17 protein-coding genes are annotated in these 17,655 nt (G+C 47.8%); 9 read left to right on the plus strand and 8 right to left on the minus strand.

Annotated features, from left to right (window positions below; all coding sequences use genetic code 11):
- Nucleotides 1-110: 110 nt before the first annotated feature.
- The 7 genes from QU605_RS09075 to QU605_RS09105 all read right to left on the minus strand — a co-directional run bounded on the left by QU605_RS09075 (nucleotide 111) and on the right by QU605_RS09105 (nucleotide 5,762).
- A complete protein-coding gene (locus QU605_RS09075; RefSeq protein WP_289724984.1) occupies nucleotides 111-1,340 on the minus strand; it encodes an aminotransferase class V-fold PLP-dependent enzyme in 1,230 nt (409 codons plus the stop codon).
- Between the two features lie 155 nt (nucleotides 1,341-1,495).
- Nucleotides 1,496-1,771 carry a hypothetical protein gene (locus QU605_RS09080; RefSeq protein ID WP_289724985.1) on the minus strand — a complete coding sequence of 92 codons (276 nt, stop codon included), beginning with the start codon at nucleotides 1,769-1,771 and terminating at the stop codon, nucleotides 1,496-1,498.
- Nucleotides 1,772-1,954: 183 nt separating this feature from the next.
- Nucleotides 1,955-3,226, minus strand: a complete 1,272-nt coding sequence (locus QU605_RS09085) for an MFS transporter (RefSeq protein ID WP_289724986.1) — start codon at nucleotides 3,224-3,226, stop codon at nucleotides 1,955-1,957.
- 190 nt (nucleotides 3,227-3,416) lie between these two features.
- Nucleotides 3,417-3,629 (minus strand): hypothetical protein, encoded by a 213-nt coding sequence (locus tag QU605_RS09090; protein WP_289724987.1) that lies wholly within the window; start codon nucleotides 3,627-3,629, stop codon nucleotides 3,417-3,419.
- 175 nt (nucleotides 3,630-3,804) lie between these two features.
- A complete protein-coding gene (locus QU605_RS09095) occupies nucleotides 3,805-4,917 on the minus strand; it encodes a pyridoxal phosphate-dependent aminotransferase (RefSeq protein ID WP_289724988.1) in 1,113 nt (370 codons plus the stop codon).
- A 91-nt stretch (nucleotides 4,918-5,008) separates the two neighbouring features.
- Nucleotides 5,009-5,302, minus strand: coding sequence for a hypothetical protein (locus QU605_RS09100; RefSeq protein WP_289724989.1), 294 nt, complete (start codon nucleotides 5,300-5,302; stop codon nucleotides 5,009-5,011).
- Between the two features lie 16 nt (nucleotides 5,303-5,318).
- Nucleotides 5,319-5,762, minus strand: a complete 444-nt coding sequence (locus QU605_RS09105; RefSeq protein WP_289724990.1) for a hypothetical protein — start codon at nucleotides 5,760-5,762, stop codon at nucleotides 5,319-5,321.
- A gap of 198 nt (nucleotides 5,763-5,960) precedes the next feature.
- On the opposite strand from QU605_RS09105, the gene QU605_RS09110 reads away from it, so the two are divergent.
- Genes QU605_RS09110 through QU605_RS09125 form a run of 4 tightly spaced genes read left to right on the plus strand, consistent with a single transcriptional unit; the run spans nucleotide 5,961 to nucleotide 9,470 of the window.
- Nucleotides 5,961-7,148, plus strand: coding sequence for an Nramp family divalent metal transporter (locus QU605_RS09110; RefSeq protein ID WP_289724991.1), 1,188 nt, complete (start codon nucleotides 5,961-5,963; stop codon nucleotides 7,146-7,148).
- Nucleotides 7,149-7,155: 7 nt separating this feature from the next.
- Nucleotides 7,156-7,899 carry a 5-oxoprolinase subunit PxpA gene (gene pxpA / locus QU605_RS09115; RefSeq protein WP_289724992.1) on the plus strand — a complete coding sequence of 248 codons (744 nt, stop codon included), beginning with the start codon at nucleotides 7,156-7,158 and terminating at the stop codon, nucleotides 7,897-7,899.
- A complete protein-coding gene (pxpB, locus tag QU605_RS09120; protein WP_289724993.1) occupies nucleotides 7,892-8,635 on the plus strand; it encodes a 5-oxoprolinase subunit PxpB in 744 nt (247 codons plus the stop codon). The genes pxpA and pxpB overlap by 8 nt, the downstream gene beginning before the upstream one ends.
- Nucleotides 8,622-9,470 (plus strand): 5-oxoprolinase subunit C family protein, encoded by an 849-nt coding sequence (locus QU605_RS09125; RefSeq protein WP_289724994.1) that lies wholly within the window; start codon nucleotides 8,622-8,624, stop codon nucleotides 9,468-9,470. The genes pxpB and QU605_RS09125 overlap by 14 nt, the downstream gene beginning before the upstream one ends.
- Here QU605_RS09125 and QU605_RS09130 read toward each other — a convergent pair.
- Nucleotides 9,467-10,195 (minus strand): nitroreductase family protein, encoded by a 729-nt coding sequence (locus QU605_RS09130; RefSeq protein WP_289724995.1) that lies wholly within the window; start codon nucleotides 10,193-10,195, stop codon nucleotides 9,467-9,469. The genes QU605_RS09125 and QU605_RS09130 overlap by 4 nt on opposite strands.
- A 287-nt stretch (nucleotides 10,196-10,482) precedes the next feature.
- Here QU605_RS09130 and ilvD point away from each other — a divergent pair, with 287 nt between their 5' ends.
- From ilvD to QU605_RS09155, 5 genes are read left to right on the plus strand one after another with little or no spacing between them, the layout of a single operon-like run.
- Nucleotides 10,483-12,156, plus strand: a complete 1,674-nt coding sequence (ilvD, locus tag QU605_RS09135; RefSeq protein WP_289724996.1) for a dihydroxy-acid dehydratase — start codon at nucleotides 10,483-10,485, stop codon at nucleotides 12,154-12,156.
- A gap of 21 nt (nucleotides 12,157-12,177) precedes the next feature.
- Nucleotides 12,178-13,911 (plus strand): biosynthetic-type acetolactate synthase large subunit, encoded by a 1,734-nt coding sequence (gene ilvB, locus QU605_RS09140; protein WP_289724997.1) that lies wholly within the window; start codon nucleotides 12,178-12,180, stop codon nucleotides 13,909-13,911.
- A gap of 44 nt (nucleotides 13,912-13,955) precedes the next feature.
- Nucleotides 13,956-14,480, plus strand: coding sequence for an acetolactate synthase small subunit (gene ilvN / locus QU605_RS09145; protein WP_289724998.1), 525 nt, complete (start codon nucleotides 13,956-13,958; stop codon nucleotides 14,478-14,480).
- A gap of 36 nt (nucleotides 14,481-14,516) precedes the next feature.
- The gene (gene ilvC / locus QU605_RS09150; RefSeq protein WP_289724999.1) at nucleotides 14,517-15,992 is read left to right on the plus strand and encodes a ketol-acid reductoisomerase; all 1,476 of its coding nucleotides are present in this window, start codon (nucleotides 14,517-14,519) and stop codon (nucleotides 15,990-15,992) included.
- Between the two features lie 57 nt (nucleotides 15,993-16,049).
- Entirely contained in the window at nucleotides 16,050-17,639 is a 1,590-nt protein-coding gene (locus QU605_RS09155; protein WP_289725000.1) for an NADP-dependent glyceraldehyde-3-phosphate dehydrogenase, read from the plus strand.
- Nucleotides 17,640-17,655: the final 16 nt, after the last annotated feature.

The raw sequence follows: 17,655 nt of genomic DNA on the forward strand, positions 1-17,655 counted from the left end.
AGGCAATTTACAAAATTGGCTTTCAGCTGGGCGAAGGGGTCCAAGAGATTTTCAATTTCCTTTGTACACGATCAGAAAACCTGATAAAAATAATTAAAGTGAAAGTTTATTTAATCTAATGCATTATTCAATCCTTCAATTAGTTGTGATATATCATCAGGGCTTGTGTAATGCATAAAAGACATTCGGATGACGCCTGGGTCTTCAGGGATTTCCATATCCATGAGGGGCCTTACGGCATAAAAATCGCCCATACCGAGCATGAGTTTGTGCGCTGTCAGGGAATGATATACTTCCTTCAAATCCTTCTTCAGAGGAATAATTGAAACGATAGGGGCCCTGGACTCTGAACGTTCAGGTCCAACGATCTGCACATCATCACGCTGGTTGAGAAACTCAAGGAGGGGTTTCATCAACGCTTCTTCATGAGCGTGAAAAAGTTGATTCAGGGCCTTATTGCGCGCCGCAGGGGCCGCTTCCGCATCAAAATGATGCTCGTAGACCGCGTCAAAGTAATCGATTATCCCCTGTGCAGAAGCAATTTGGGCATGATCCGGCCCTGCAGGAGTGATCATGCTCCTGGATACACCTTCTTTGAAGAAATGGGACTGATTTTCCAGTTTTCCAATTAGGTTTTTATTTACATACATCAAACCTAAGTGGGGGCCGAAGGTTTTATAGAGTGAAAATAGATAAATATCGGCGCCCAGATCTTTCAGATCCGGAAATCCATGCGGTGCATACCCGACCCCGTCCACAACGCAGAGTGCATTTGAACTATGGGCCATATCGGATATCCGCCGGACTGGATTTACATCGCCAATTACATTGGAGCAATGTGGAAAAGCGACCATTCGGGTGCGGTCTGTAAACAGGGATTTAAGTGTGGCCGTATCCAGCAATCCGGTTTCGGGATCAACATGCCATTCAATAACCTTGATCCCTTTATTGGAAAGCCTTCTCCAGGCTCCTGCATTTGCTTCGTGGTCCTGGCAGGAAACAATTATTTCATCTCCTTCATCCCACATGGGGCGCATCGCATTGGCCAGGACATATACATTCTGGGTGGTTGAGGGGCCAAAATGAATCTCCTCAGGAGCCACATTGAGATAGCCTGCCATCCTTCTGTAGGATTCATCCATCAATTCCCCTCCGCGGGCCGAAGCGGGGTAGGGGTAATACGGTTGCACTTTATTTTTAGTGTAGAAATCTGTCAGGCGCCTGATGACTTGCTTACAGGGGTAAGAACCTCCGGCATTCTCAAAAAAGGCCCATCCTTCAAGCGTTGGTTCAGAAAAGGCCGGGAAATGTGAGCGAACAAAAGGTAAATCTATTTGCATTTGAAATCTTTAAATGATGCATTTGTGGAATGTTTCAAGATACAGAATATTCAGCGTATTCATCATTATTTAAGGCGTGTTTTCACTTCCATAACGATCAAAAAAAAGCCCGATCCTCACAGGATCGGGCTTTCTATAATACTATGCCGCTCAGGTTATGACCCGAGATTGGCAAGTTCACATATTAGACCAATGAATTCAGCCGGATCTACGCCTTCGAGATCACTTGCGGGAAAAGTTTCTGATTCTCCGCCGCCACTCAGGGTAAACGTCCCATCACCATTATCGCAAATCTCGATAGTCTGGCCCTGGGCCGCGCAGGAAGTACAATCTTTCTCCGCCGCCGCCGCGTCATCGTCACTGGAACAACTGAGTAATCCCATGGACATTGTAACGAGAAGGCTAATCCCAAACATACATTTTTTAAACATAATTTCCTGTTTTTTAAAAAGTTATTGGACCTATAACGAAAATTCTTACAACTTATTGGAAACGGGGAATAATTCTTGAAATATCAGGCCGTACTCACCTGTGCTTTTATGTGAGGGGAATAGACTAAAGGCCTAATCCCCATAGCGGCTGTAGGATCAGGAAAATGTTACTTCAATTGAAACTCAGACTTCGACTTTACGGTACAGCCTGTGATAGACCAAAGCGGCAATACCACCGAGAAGGGAAAAAAATGCGAGCATCCAGAAAACATCCTGATGCCCTGCTTCTCCAGGAGATCGATCCAATAAAACACCCATTGCAGGGCCTGCAAAAATATCCGGTGTATAGCCAACCAGAGATATCAACCCTACGGCGGTTCCGGTTAAAACGAGGGGTATTCTACCCCGCTCCATAACCGCAAAATAAAGGGAACGGGCTGCGTAGACACCGGTAGCCACGACCATAATGGATATAAAAAACAGCAGGGTGGAGGTATCTGAGATGATCCCGCTGGCAAAAAGGATTGCCCCAAAGAAGGATACCACAAAACTGACGAACAACCAAAATGTGATTTGCGTCCGGTCCGCCAGAATCCCTATGAGAACCCCGATAACCGGACGAATAAAAAGCAAGAGCATACCCACCTGGGCCGATTCTACCTGATCGTAGCGCATTACATCCTGTGCGTAAAGCGAAAAGACATCCGTAATCTTATAGCCCACATAGGCACATAGAATTATAACCATGAGAAGCCAGACTGCCGGAAGCCGCATTACTTGTTTGATCTGAGGGATGGAAATCCGCTCCAGTACTATGGCCTTTTCCTGTTTTGGATCCAATTTCATAAATACCCAAACTAAAATCCCTACGACACTTACAACACCCGCAGATACCAGTATCACATACCGGAAGGCCTCCCGATTTTCAGCCGGGCTGGGTTCAGCGAGGTCTATATTGAGAAAAAGTGAAAAGATAAAAACGCCCATAGCACCGAAGAGCGCGCCAACCAGGCCCCGACCCCCGTCGAGGAATCCAAAAGCTTTTCCCTGTGAAGCTGAGCCTCCCCAAATCCGAGTCGCTTTGATCATGGGAGCCCAGCATAAAAATATCGTTGTGAACCCCCAATACCCGTAAAGGATTTGCAGGGTATTGAACCCTGGAAAGGTAGCGTAAAGCATTCCACCCGCCGCAGTCATCCAAAGGCCGGTAGCAATAAGTTTTCTAGGAGGGAAACGGTCTGCGAGCGGACCTCCGAAAAGGTAGGAAATCACAGCGACCATGCCGTAGATAGAAAAGCATAGACCCAACTCCGTGTTGTCCAGGCGAAAGGATTCAAGAACCGTAGGCCGAAACACCCGGGCCAATACAAAGGGAAGGATGAAAACCGATTCGCCCGCGAGAATAAGCAGTACAAGGAAATACCATGGAGCGTTCTGTTTTTTTGTCTTGCCCATTAAAATTTATGATAAGTAAAGATCAGAGAGGTTCCCCAGTTAAAAAGAATCGGATTTTATCAGGATTTTTTTTCGTTATCGTCTTTGCGAAAGGTTTTCCAGTACCTCAGCAATAAACGCACACCCAATCGCGCAAAAAGGATAATTGCAATAAGCGTAATGATATTGACAGCATCCAAAAAACGAGGTCTTAACTTGTTTTAGAATCGGGTCGGCCAGTTACCCCATCTCCATCAATGTCTCGGGATAAGTGTTCTTCCAAAGCCTCAAGTGTTTTCCGGAGTTGCGTTCTGGTGTGCGCCAGTTCCACTTCTAATTGTGATACGCGTTCCTCAAGGTTATTCGCTTTTTTTTCCTGCTTCTCCAATTCATCCTGTTGCAGCAAATCCCAAAATATTCCCATGTCTCAATCTTTGTTATTCGATTAACTTCTATTCATAAAATTCGCATTCAGCATGGAGTATCCCCATGGATTCGTACGTGTTTTGCCGGGGTAGGGGCGATCCTGAATGGTTGTATTCAAGAGGTTTCCCTTCAAGAAAAATCATAGCAGGGCAGCTTTGCAATTCCCTAACAGGCTATGTTAAGACGCGTTGAAGGCCCCGATTGAAGGCTTCGACCTCTTCAATTCTTCCGGTGCTAATACGCGCCCAATCCAATAGTGGTGGGAAGGGTCGCCCAATCTGCACACCTTCAGCACCCATTTTTTCAATCAAATTTCCAATGGGCATCCCGCTCTTGAAAAACACAAAATTTGTATGGGATTTGATATAGGGTAAGTTCATCTGATCTAACTGGGCATAGATCATATCTTTACATTTTTCATTTTGCGCCAAACTGAATTTATAGAAATCAGTGTCCGCAAGGGCCTGTTTCGCTGCTAAAATGGCCAGGGAATTTGTATTAGCCATAAGGGAATCCTGCAGTCTGCTTGCTATATCCGGACGCGCCACAAGATACCCGATGCGCATGCCTGCCAGGCCGTATACTTTTGAAAAGGTCTTGGATACAATAACATTGTACCCTTCCCGAACCAAACTTGTCATAGAGGGGTAATCCGGCTCTGTGATATAATCGTAATAGGCTTCATCGCTGAAGACAACTGCCCGTGAGGCCGTAGAACTGCAAAAATCCCTCAGCTTTCCGGAATCGAGGAGCGTTCCGGATGGGTTGTTTGGATTACAGATAAAAATCAGGCGTGTTTTTCCGGTAACCCTGCGTTCCATGGCATCGAGGTCGTGGGTAAGTGAGGCATCAAGAGGTACCCGATGCACATATCCTCCGAAATATTCGGCATACCGCAATAGCGCTTGAAAGGTTGGGTCGGCGGCCACAATCTCGCCCCCCTCCAGTCCGTATACCAGGCCAGCGGCTTTAAGTCCTTCCGTAGATCCTCCGGTTAGGACAATACAATCTTCTGATACTTCTTCTTTTTTTGCAATATCGCGGACCAGGTCCTTCATATACTGAAAGGGGTACCGGCAACCCACTTCAAAGTTTTCCTGAATAACCTTTCGTACGGACTCTGAGGGGCCGAAAGGATTTTCATTTGAGTTGAGCTTGGCAAGTCCTTTAAAAGGGGATTGGGCATCTGGTGTTAGGGAAGCATAGCCCTGTAGGCCTCCTAAAAGCGTAAAACCACCTCCTAATGCGACGGTTTTTAGCCAGTTTCTTCTATCTGTAGTGTTCATTGGTGCACCTTTGAAGCAAAAGGTACAAATAATCCTGAACTCATTCGGGAATTATCCGCTGCAAAAAAGAGAAGGGGCCCGAATTCGGGAATTAGCTGTAAAAGGTATTGCTGAGTAAAATTGCCAGGATGAGGACCACCATGGTGAGGTTTACCGTAAGGGCAATTACTTTTTTTTCCGTCAGGGGTTCGTGAATCCCCTTAAGGATAAAATAGGTGCCCGCCAGACCGAGGATTCCCGATCCTATTATTGGTAAGCCAAACAGGACCTTGGTAATTACAGGCTGAATGTTCAGACTTATGACCACTACGGCCAATCCAAGGAGGCTTAAAATCCACATGCTCATTTTGTAAGAGCGGTTCGTATACATAAAATCCTGTTGCATGGTTCTGAAGTTTAGGTTAAACGGCCCGAACGTTGAGTCTGAGGCCTTCGATAATCCCCAGAATATTCTCAACGCTTTCCTGTAAGTGGTTCTGGATCAGGAAATGTGGGATTCGAATGGTCGTAAACCCATTTTTAAATGAATGCATTGCGGCTTCCAGATCATTCATGGCCTGACGATGGGAAAGTGCTTCATAACCCGTGTCTATTTCTATATTGAGTTTTACACGGGAAATTGCCAAGTCAACGGTGTTTGTGCCATCCCACCAGGCGATCATGGGTTTTACACCGGCCTGTATCAGTCCGTAATACAAAATAGCAGCTTCTTTAGGGACCTGCCCCTTGTTTACGAGACGTTCAAGGCGTTTGCGATGACTCGAACACAGTTCGGTTTGAAATAACTCGATCGATTGGCGGTGGTCCAGATAACTTAACTTCTTATTGCATTCCAGACATGTCATTGAGTAGCATTATTTGGGTGTATTCAGAAGTAAATAACCCCAGGACAAAAAAAATAGTATATACATTTCGATGTACGACACCCTTCAGGTCGATCAAAGACCCTTTTTTAGATGAACTGCACAATTAGGTGATAATCTTTACGGCTATTTTGGCAACTGAGAATTCCTATCTTTAGGCCGAACCCAATCCAAAGTTTGATGTTTAAAAAGGCCGGGCCGGGAATGCTGATTGCTGCTGCTTTTGTTGGCCCGGGTACGGTCACCACCTGTATACGGGCTGGGGTCGACTGGCAGTTAGGGCTGTTGTGGGCATTGCTTTTGTCGGTTGGAGCTACGCTTATTTTACAGGAAATGGCAGGCCGGCTTGGTCTGAGTGCATCGGGAGGAATCCCTGGTTTCATAAGGACCTCCATAAGCAACCACGGGATACGTGTCCTCCTACTTGGTATCGTGTTATCTGGTATAGTGATCGGGAATGCCGCCTATGAAGCGGGCAATATATCAGGAGCTGTTCTTGGTTTCGAGGCTCTTTTTGGCCCTAAGGGGTCGGCATTTTTCCCCGGTCTAGCCGGAGGCCTGGCCTTTTTACTTCTGTGGTTCGGGAGCTACCGAAACCTGGAACGCGTTTTTACAACCCTTGTGCTGGTGATGAGTTTGTCCTTTCTGATCACGGCAATACTTACCCGTCCGGACCCGGTGGAGATACTCAAAGGCCTATTGGTTCCAGGTGTATCCGGGGAAAACCTCCTGACCATTGTAGCTCTTGTCGGCACGACCGTTGTTCCGTATAATTTATTTCTGTACACCTCCCTGGTGGGTGAGAAATGGGGTTCAATAGCTTCGATTCGTCCAATGCGACGCGATATAGTAGTTTCTGTTCTGATAGGCGGATTGGTTTCCATGGCAATTTTGATTACAGCCGCGGGCAGCGGTACAACAGCAGTGGCTTCTGTAATGGATTTAGCGACAAGCCTTGAGCCTATCTATGGTAAGGCGGCCCGTTACGGGATAGGAATTGGGCTTTTGGCCGCTGGGATTACCTCTGCTATCACAGCTCCATTGGCCGCGGCTTTTGTGGCCAGACAGTGTTTTGGATGGGGTCCCGATCGAACCGACTGGAAATTCAGGTCGGTATGGATAGGCGTACTTCTTATAGGTATTCTGACATTGAATTTTGAAGTCCGACCCCTGGAGGTGATCTATTTTGCTCAGGTAGCCAATGGCATTTTGCTTCCGGTGATAGGGTTTATTCTCCTCTGGGCAGTAAACCGGACTTCGCTGATGGGGGTTTTTAAGAACACACCAATCCAGAATATTTTGGCACTTGCGGTACTCCTTTTGGTGACAGGTTTGGGGATTTGGAGTATATTTAAAATCCTCATCTGAATAGCGTATGGCAACCGGTATTGATTTGAATTGCGATGTAGGGGAGGGGGTAGGCAACGAAGCCCTTCTTTTTCCTTATATATCTTCCTGCAATATTGCAACAGGCGGGCATGCCGGGGATGTCAGTTCCATGACCCAGGTCGCTTCTCTGGCAAAAGCACAACAACTTCTTATCGGGGCACATCCATCGTATCCCGACCGCGCTAATTTTGGAAGGGTTTCCCTGGAAATGGAAAAACAGGGGTTTCAGGAAAGTATGCGATCCCAGCTAAATTCAATACGGGAGGTGCTTTCTGCCCTGAACCTAAAATTGGATCATATAAAGGCCCACGGCGCGCTCTACAACGACCTCGCCAAGGGAGGAGCCCTTGCCGATGCCTATCTCCAGGTCATGGAGCCATTTCGGGGTGAGTGTATGCTTTATGTCCCGTGTGGATCAGAATTTGCAAAAATCGCCAGAGACCGGGGCTTCGAGATATGGGAAGAGGCTTTTGCAGACAGGGCGTATCACAGTGATGGCCGACTCGTATCCAGGTCGGTTCCCGGTGCAGTGCTCACAGATCCGGAGGCAGTCTGTAATCAGGTGCTTCAAATGATTTCAGAAAACAGGGTGATGTGTACGGACGGATCCTTTTTGCACATACAACCCGACACAATTTGTGTCCACGGGGATAACCCCGAAGCCCTTGAAATTCTTAAACGGCTGCGCAGCACCTTATTTGAGGCCTCAATCCCCGTGAAAAATGAGTAAGATCCCCTTTGTCACTAAACCCTTTGGCCCTGACGCCGTTTTGTTGGAGTGGCCTAAGAAAGTAGATACGGATATTTTGATGGATATTCTCGGATTCAGGGAATACCTGCTAAAAAAACACTTATTGGAACCTGGGTGGGAATTAATCCCGGTGTACCATTCCCTGACCCTGATCAATCGAATGAAGGAGGTTAACGTTGCTGAACTCATAGGTGTTTTGCCCAAGTGGTATGCCCAGCGGAAGGGAAAACGGAGTCCCAGGACACGCCATTGGGTATTGCCGGTTTGCTACGACACTGAATTTGCCCCGGATCTCGAGGAGGTATCTGAAAGGCTTGGGATGGCACCAGAGGAGCTCATAGAGGCGCATACTGCTCAACCTTACAGGGTTTATGGGATCGGATTCCTGCCGGGATTCCTTTACCTGGGCGGGATACCTGAAAGATTGAAGTTGACGCGGCGGGATGAGCCCCGTCTTCATGTCGCAGCAGGTTCCGTGGGCCTGGCCGGAGAACAGACGGGAATTTATCCCCAGACCTCACCAGGCGGCTGGCATATTATTGGAAGTTGTCCGGTGCCCCTGTTTGTTCCTGAAAAAAATCCACCTTGTGTCGTGGCTCCGGGTGATCAGATACGCTTCAGGGCTATTAGCAGGGCCGAGTACGACCTGCACAAGATTGAAGGGGAAATAGGGATCTATAAATACAAAAGAGGACAAAGTCGTGCTGAAAATTAACAATCCGGGGTTTTATACGAGCATACAGGATTTGGGCCGCTTCGGGTATCGCCACCTGGGTGTTCCTGTTTCAGGGGCATTGCACCTGAAGGCCTTTAAGCGCGCAAATGCACTCCTGGAAAATGACCCAAACGATGCCGCCCTCGAAATCACGATGACCGGTCCTGATCTGGAATTTACGGAACCGACAATCATGGTGCTTTGCGGAGCGCCTCTTGAGGCTTCAATGGATGGGGTGACTTTGGAAATGAATCAGGTTTATCAGGTGCCGGCTGGAGCCCTGTTTAAATCCGGGCATGTTCGTGAAGGGCTTCGAACCTATCTCGCAATAAAGGGTGGGCTGAAATCGGAATTGAAACTCGGATCACGATCCCAGTTTTATCCGATCACGCTGTCTGGAACGGTCAAAAAAAACAGTTTAATCCCCTATGATCCCTATGCGGATTTCTCGCCTAAATTACTGAAGATATCCCCTTCGAAATCTTTTGGAGATAAAGCACTTATCGCTTACCCAGGCCCTGAATATGAATATCTTGAAGAAAAACACTTAAATGAGTTGTTTAATAAAGATTTTAAGATATCCAAAAACCACAACCGCATGGCGTGTCAGCTGGAACCCACCCTTCCCGCCCATACAATACGCATGATCACTTCGGCTACCCTGCCAGGCACGGTACAGATCACGCCTTCCGGAAGACTCATTATCCTTTTGAGGGATGGGCAGACCACAGGAGGGTATCCGAGGATTTTGCAATTGGATGGTGATTCCCTGGATCGGGTCGGGCAAAAGCAGTTTGGGGACATCGTTTGTTTTGAGAAAATCAAACAGCCCTAGATCTGCGTATAAACCTCCTCAAAAGGGATGCGGAATCGCGGCCCGTAGATCCCTTTTTCATTTCGAATACCACAACCGATAATCATATTGATTTCTGCAGAGGCGGGCAGACCCAGCACTTTTTTGACCCGCAGCGAGTCAAAACCTTCCATGGGACAGGTGTCATAGCCTATTGCGGCCATTGAAATCATAAAATTTTCCGCAGCCAGTGCGGCACTTTTATGAGCCACAATCCTAAGATCTGATTTTCGTACCTGTCGGTAAATGGGCCTGAACAGTCCTACAACCCAGAAAAACAGGAATCGGATCAGGCCCAAAAACCCGAGGAATTCCGTGTAGAGGGTGGGTATGAGTTTTCCGTAATAATTCATAGCCATCTTGCGGCGGCGTTTCCAGCGCTGCGGATCTGTATTGTTTTCGAACTGTGTTTGCAGAAACTGGGTATTGGCCCGGGCTCTTTTTCTCCACAGGTCCCGCCTTGCAACGACAACCACTATTTGCCGGGCCGTTTTTGCCGCGTTCTGGTCAAAACAACATTTCGAAATTGCTTTTAAGGTATCGGGCTTTGTAACGTGAATGAATTCCCAGAGTTGGAGGTTGCTGCTGGTAGGGGCAAGTGCGCCATTTCGAATGCAGTTTCTCACATGCTCCTGATCTATGGGGATATCCTCAAAAACACGTACAGCCCTTCTGTAGGCGATGGCTTCAGTAACCGTTTTTTCCATTCTTGTCGTATGAATCAGGCCGCAAGATACGTAAATGGGGGATGTCAGTTATAACCGAAGCGTTATAGCAGTTTCATTGGTATCCCCGTGGAATGCACAATGAATGGATGCGCTATCCGGAGGATTGAATATGGTATTTTGGAAGGCGTAACACACACAATATCAGATGCCTAAGTATTTATAGTATAAAATGAGCCTCTAAACCCGGCGATTATCCGGAATTACGGGCTATCCAAACCCATATCTTTGACAAAAACGAGTTTAATCCGGCTTTTCCTTCCACCAATATGCTTAATAAATTCAGTAAAAACATTACTCAGGATCCGACCCAGCCTGCAGCCCAGGCTATGCTTTATGCCCTTGGCCTGTCAGAATCAGACCTGGAAAAACCCTTGGTCGGTATCGCAAGTACGGGTTATGAGGGCAATCCGTGTAATATGCACCTCAATGATCTCGCCCTTCATGTTAAAAAGGGGACGGCGGAGGCAGATCTCGTCGGTCTTATTTTTAACACCATAGGTGTGAGTGATGGGATTTCCATGGGGACTTACGGGATGCGGTATTCACTTCCATCCCGTGATATTATCGCTGATTCTATGGAAACAGTGGTTCAGGCGATGAATTACGATGGCCTGGTAACCGTTGTGGGATGTGATAAAAATATGCCTGGAGCCTTAATGGCCATGATTCGGTTGAACCGCCCTTCTATTATGGTTTATGGGGGAACGATTGCATCGGGGTGTTGGAAGGACCAAAAGCTCGATGTGGTTTCAGCCTTTGAAGCCTGGGGTCAAAAGGTCGCCGGGACAATGGATGAAGCCTCCTACAAACAGGTGATCCAACATGCCTGTCCCGGAGCCGGTGCTTGTGGAGGCATGTATACGGCAAACACAATGGCCTCGGCCATTGAGGCTCTTGGGATGTCTCTGCCGTACAGTTCTTCGAACCCTGCAGTGGGAGGTGAAAAGGAAGGGGATGCTTTGCAGGCCGGGAAGATGCTTCGAAATCTGATGGAACTGGATCTAAAACCTCTCGATATCATCACTCGGGAATCCCTTGAAAACGCCATACGTCTGATCGTCCTTATGGGAGGCTCTACCAATGCTGTGCTGCATTTTCTGGCCATAGCCAGAGCTGCAGAAATTCCCTTTACCCTTGATGATTTTCAACGTGTCAGTGATCGGACGCCATTCCTGGCAGACCTTAAACCCAGTGGAAAATACCTGATGGAAGATGTCCACAGGGTAGGGGGCGTGCCTGCTGTTTTGAAGTTTATGCTTGAAAACGGAATGTTAAACGGGGATTGTATGACCGTTACAGGGAAAACCCTTGCAGAAAACCTCAGGGATATTCCAGGGCTAGCCCAGGGTCAGAAAGTGATTCACCCCCTCGAAAACCCAATCAAAGAAACAGGACATCTGCGAATCCTTTATGGAAACCTTTCCCCCGAAGGCTCTGTAGCCAAAATTACCGGGAAAGAGGGCCTGAAATTTGAGGGCCCCGCGCGGGTTTTTGAAGGGGAATTTGAAGCGAATAAAGGAATTGGTGAAGGAAGCGTCAAGGCCGGGGACGTGGTCGTAATACGTTACGAAGGGCCTAAGGGAGGACCCGGAATGCCCGAAATGCTCAAGCCGACAAGTGCAATAATGGGCGCGGGTCTGGGCAAAGATGTTGCCCTGATCACCGATGGCCGGTTTTCCGGGGGAACGCACGGGTTTGTCGTCGGCCATGTCACTCCTGAAGCGCAGAGTGGCGGGCCCATAGCGCTGATCCAGGACGGTGATCTGATCTCTATCGATGCAGAAAAAAACACGCTTTCGGTTGCGCTTTCGAGCGCAGAACTCGAAAAAAGACGCGATAAATGGAAGGCACCTGAGCTAAAAGTGCGCAAAGGAAGCTTGTACAAATACGCAATGACCGTATCCTCGGCCTCACAGGGATGCGTTACCGATGAAATATAAAGTAAATCTGGTTACTCCAATATGGAAAATACACAAACAGCAAATAAGCCCAAAGCGACTGCAAAGAAGCTCCGGATTAGCGGGGCAGAAGCAATAATCCATTGCCTGCTTGCAGAAGGGGTAGATCTAATCTACGGTTATCCGGGTGGCGCCATAATGCCCGTGTATGACGAGCTCTACAAATTCAGCGACAGGTTGAACCATGTGCTCACCCGTCATGAACAGGCCGCTACACATGCAGCTCAGGGATATGCCCGGGTAAGCGGGAAAGTCGGCGTAGCCATGGCAACTTCCGGCCCAGGGGCTACTAATCTGGTTACGGGTCTTGCGGACGCCCAGATCGACTCCACGCCCATGGTCTGTATCACCGGACAGGTTGCACGGCATCTTTTGGGCTCTGATGCTTTTCAGGAAACCGACATCATTGGGATTTCCACACCCGTGACCAAATGGAATTATCAGATAACCAGGGCATCCGAAATTCCGGCAATACTGGCGAAAGCCTTTTTTATCGCCCGTTCCGGAAGGCCAGGCCCTGTTTTGATCGACATTACAAAAAATGCCCAATTTGACGAACTTGACTTTGAATACACCCACTGTAAGGGTGTTCGAAGTTATAATCCGGTTCCGAAACCGGATGCAGACGCCATTGAAAAAGCCGCTGAGCTGATCAACCAGGCTAAAAAGCCATTTATCGTATTCGGACAGGGTGTAATTCTGGGCCATGCTGAAAAGCAGCTCAAAGCCCTTGTTGAAAAATCAGGGATTCCAGCGGCCTGGACCATCCTGGGCCTTTCCGCCCTCGATTCGGATCATCCCTTGAACGTAGGAATGGTAGGCATGCATGGAAATTACGGACCCAATGTGCTCACCAATGAATGTGATGTGCTTATCGCTATAGGCATGCGATTCGATGACCGGGTTACCGGTAATCTCGATTCCTATGCCAAACAGGCCCGGATTATCCATTTTGAGATAGACCCGGCCGAGATTGATAAAAATGTACCAACCGATGTGGCTGTTTTAGGGGATGCACGGGAAACCCTGTCACTCTTACTCCCAAAGATTCGTGAGAATAGCCATTCGGAATGGTTGGGAGAGTTCCACCAGAAGTATGAAGAAGAGTTCAAACAGGTTATCGAAAAGGATATTCACCCGGTTAAACCGGGCCTTACCATGGGGGAAGTTGTGGCGCAGATCAACGACGCTTCAGGACATGAGGCGGTGATCGTGACCGATGTAGGACAGCACCAAATGGTCACCTGCAGATATGCCAAGTTTAAAGAGTCCAAAAGCAATATAACTTCCGGTGGCCTCGGGACCATGGGGTTTGCCCTGCCTGCAGCCATTGGAGCTAAAATGGGCGCCTTAAATCGCCAGGTTGTGGCGGTAATCGGGGATGGTGGCTACCAGATGACCATACAGGAACTCGCCACGATCTATCAGAATAAACTCGCGGTTAAAATCGTAGTGCTCAACAATGATTTCCTCGGGATGGTCCGCCAGTGGCAGGAACTCTTCTTTGAAAGCCGTTACGCCTCTACGGTAATGGTAAATCCTGATTTTGTCAAAATTGCAGAGGGTTATTACATCAAAGCAAGACGCGTTGAGAAAAGAGAAGACCTGGCAGAAGCCGTATCCGAAATGATGGCTTCAGAGGAAGCCTATTTCCTCGAGGTACGCGTGGAGAAAGAGGGCAATGTTTTCCCGATGATTCCCTCCGGGGCATCGGTGTCTGAGATTCGCCTGAAGTGATGCCATCGATTTAACAATAGAGAAATATTTAGTGCTACTACACCATGGAAAAAAGCTGGTTTACCATATCTGTCTACTCTGAAAATAACGTGGGATTGCTGAACAGGATTTCAGGGATATTCTTAAAGCGTCACATTAATATCGAAAGTTTAAATGTTTCTAAATCAGAGATTGATGAAGTTTCTAAATTTACAATTGTCGTCAACACCACGGAGTCGTGGACACGGCGTATTGTTTCACAAATCGAGAAACAGGTAGAGGTGATCAAGGCGTTTTATCATACAGATGAGGAGACCATATATCAGGAATCGGCCCTGTTTAAGATAGCCTCCCATTTGCTTTTCGACGAGCGACAGATCCAGAACATCATAAAAGAAAGCAATAGCCAGATTGTGACGGTGAGTCGTGATTTCTTTGTGCTTGCCAAGTCCGGCAGGCGGCATGAAATTGACCAGATGTATTTTGAACTGGAGCCCTTTGGCATCATGCAATTTGTCCGGAGTGGAAGAATTGCAGTAACCAAATCAGAAATGCCCATTACATCTCTACTCGAAAAATTCCAGCATTAAACCTAACTGACAAATTATACTTTAAAAAAGCAAACTATGACGAATTACTTCAATACCCTTTCACTGCGGGAAAAACTCGAACAACTAGGGAAATGCCGCTTTATGGAGGCTTCGGAATTCTCAGATGGGGTGAGTGCCCTGAAAGGAAAGAAGGTCGTGATTGTGGGCTGCGGAGCCCAGGGACTTAATCAGGGGTTAAATATGCGCGATTCAGGCCTGGACATTTCATATGCGTTGCGGCCAGCTGCCATTTCCGAAAAACGGGACTCTTTTGTCAATGCCACTGAGAACGGTTTTACAGTAGGGACCTATGAAGAATTGATTCCCGATGCAGATTTGGTCATCAATCTGACCCCCGATAAACAGCACACGGCCGTGGTGGGTGCCGTAATGCCACTTATGAAAAAAGGGGCAACGCTTTCATATTCCCACGGGTTCAATATCGTGGAGGAGGGGATGCAGGTGCGAAATGACCTTACCGTAATCATGGTAGCCCCTAAAAGTCCGGGATCGGAGGTGCGGGAAGAATTTAAACGCGGCTTCGGGGTACCTACCCTGATTGCAGTGCACCCCGAGAATGACCCGGAGCAAAAGGGGCTGGCCCAGGCCAAGGCTTATGCTGTAGGAACCGGAGGCCATAAAGCAGGGGTTTTGGAGTCTTCATTTGTCGCCGAAGTCAAATCGGATTTGATGGGAGAACAAACGATTCTCTGCGGCCTCTTGCAGACCGGGTCAATACTCTGTTTTGACAAGATGGTAGCCGAAGGGATAGCGCCTTCTTATGCAGCCAGGTTGGTGCAATACGGATGGGAAAATATTACCGAAGGACTCAAATATGGGGGGATTACAAATATGATGGACCGTTTGTCCAATCCCGCAAAAATTGAGGCATTCAGGCTTTCAGAAACCCTCAAAGATATAATGCGTCCGTTGTTTCGAAAGCATATGGACGATATCATGAGCGGGGAATTCTCCAAAACCATGATGCAGGACTGGGCTAATGGGGATGCAAACCTGCTGAAATGGAGAAGCGCCACAGGGGAAACGGCTTTCGAAAAAACCAGCGCAGCTGATATTGAAATTAGTGAGCAGGAATGCTACGATAAAGGTGTGCTTATGGTAGCCTTTGTCAGGGCGGGTGTTGAACTCGCCTATGAAGCCATGACAGAATCCGGTATTGTGGGGGAATCCGCCTATTACGAATCCCTTCACGAAACCCCGTTGATCGCCAACACCATCGCCCGGAAAAAACTCTTTGAAATGAATCGGGTTATCTCGGATACGGCCGAATACGGTTGTTATCTTTTTGACCATGCCTGTAAACCACTGCTGTCCGATTTTATGGAAACCATTTCTACGGAAGTTATCGGGAAAACATTTGGGGAGGGAGAAGACACTACTGTAGACAATGCGGAACTGATCCACGTTAATAAGGCCCTGAGAAGTCATCCCGTTGAAAAGGTCGGCACAAGACTCAGAGAGTCCATGACGGCCATGAAGCCGGCTATTTAGGTACGCAATGAGTGCCCAGGGAAGTTAAACCCTCTTTTTATCTGAAATTCCATACACATGAATGATTTCGTCAAAATTCCAGAAAAATTTACCCTGAAAGCACCCATTGATCAACGTCAATACCTGGTGGATGGCGACTTGTTGTCCTGGACGGGCAAGACTTCAGAGGTGTATTCCACTATTTCCTCCACTCCCGCGTACGCTCCAACCCTTTTGGGGAGCATTCCGGATATGGGGGAGCAGGAAGCCATGGCGGCCCTTGATGCGGCTTTACAGGCCTATGATCAGGGCCAAGGTACCTGGCCCACAATGAAGGTAAGGGATCGTATTGCCTGCATGGAGAAGTTCCTGGATCAAATGAAGTCCAAAAGGGATCCGATCGTCACCCTTTTGATGTGGGAGATCGGGAAGTCACTTCCGGACTCCGAAAAGGAATTCGACCGCACCGTAGAATACATCGAGGATACCATAGAAGAATACAAAACCCTGGACCGGAATGCCGCCCGTTTCGACAAGCACGATGGGGTCTATGCTCATATCCGCAGAGGCCCTTTGGGTGTTGTATTGTGCCTGGGGCCGTACAATTATCCCCTAAACGAAACTTTCGCCTTGTTAATCCCCGCAATCATTATGGGGAATACAACAGTATTTAAGCCTGCCAAACACGGTGTATTGCTAATCACCCCGCTTTTGGAGGCGTTTCAGAATAGTTTTCCTAAAGGGGTGATCAATGTGCTTTTTGGAAGAGGAAGGGCTGTAGCGGCCCCAATTATGAAAACCGGTAAAGTGGATGTTCTGGCCCTGATCGGAAACAGCAAATCGGCAAATGCACTTCAGGACCAGCACCCCAAGAGCAATCGACTGCGCCTCGTGCTGGGGCTTGAAGCAAAAAACCCTGCCATTATCCTGCCGGATGCAGACCTGGATTTAACGGTACAGGAATGCCTCTCCGGAACCCTTTCCTTTAATGGACAACGGTGTACGGCCCTTAAAATCGTATACGTGCACAAAACGGTTGAGAAAGCGTTCCTGGATCGGTTTACCAAAGCGGTAGATGAGATGACGTTTGGAAATCCATGGGATCCGGGTGTAAAACTAACGCCCTTGCCGGAACCCGGAAAGTCGGATTACATACAGGAACTCATAGATGATGCGGTCGGTAAAGGAGCCCGGATTCTCAATGAGAAAGGGGGTACGCGTTATGACAACTTTATTTGGCCGGCCGTGCTATACCCTGTAACGGAAGAGATGCGTGTCTATAAAGAAGAACAATTTGGCCCCGTGATCCCTGTGGTACCATTTACATCCATAGAGGAACCCCTAAACGATATGGCAAAAAGCAATTACGGGCAGCAGGTGAGTCTTTTTGGAAAGGACATCCGGGCCCTGGCACCATTGATCGATACCCTGGCGAATTTGGTATGTCGGGTGAACCTGAACAGTTCCTGTCAGCGAGGCCCGGATGTATATCCCTTTACGGGCAGAAAAGATTCCGCACAATCCACCCTGAGCGTTTACGATGCCCTGAGGTCTTTCTCTATCAGGACTTTTGTTGCCTTCAAGGATAATGAGCTGAATAACCAGATTGTAGAAGAACTGCTTCAGGAGAAGAATTCCAATTTTATCAATACGGAATACCTCCTCTGAATACTGGGCTAATCCT

The organism is Robiginitalea aurantiaca (genome assembly GCF_030380815.1).
Taxonomy (GTDB): Bacteria; Bacteroidota; Bacteroidia; order Flavobacteriales; family Flavobacteriaceae; genus Robiginitalea; species Robiginitalea aurantiaca.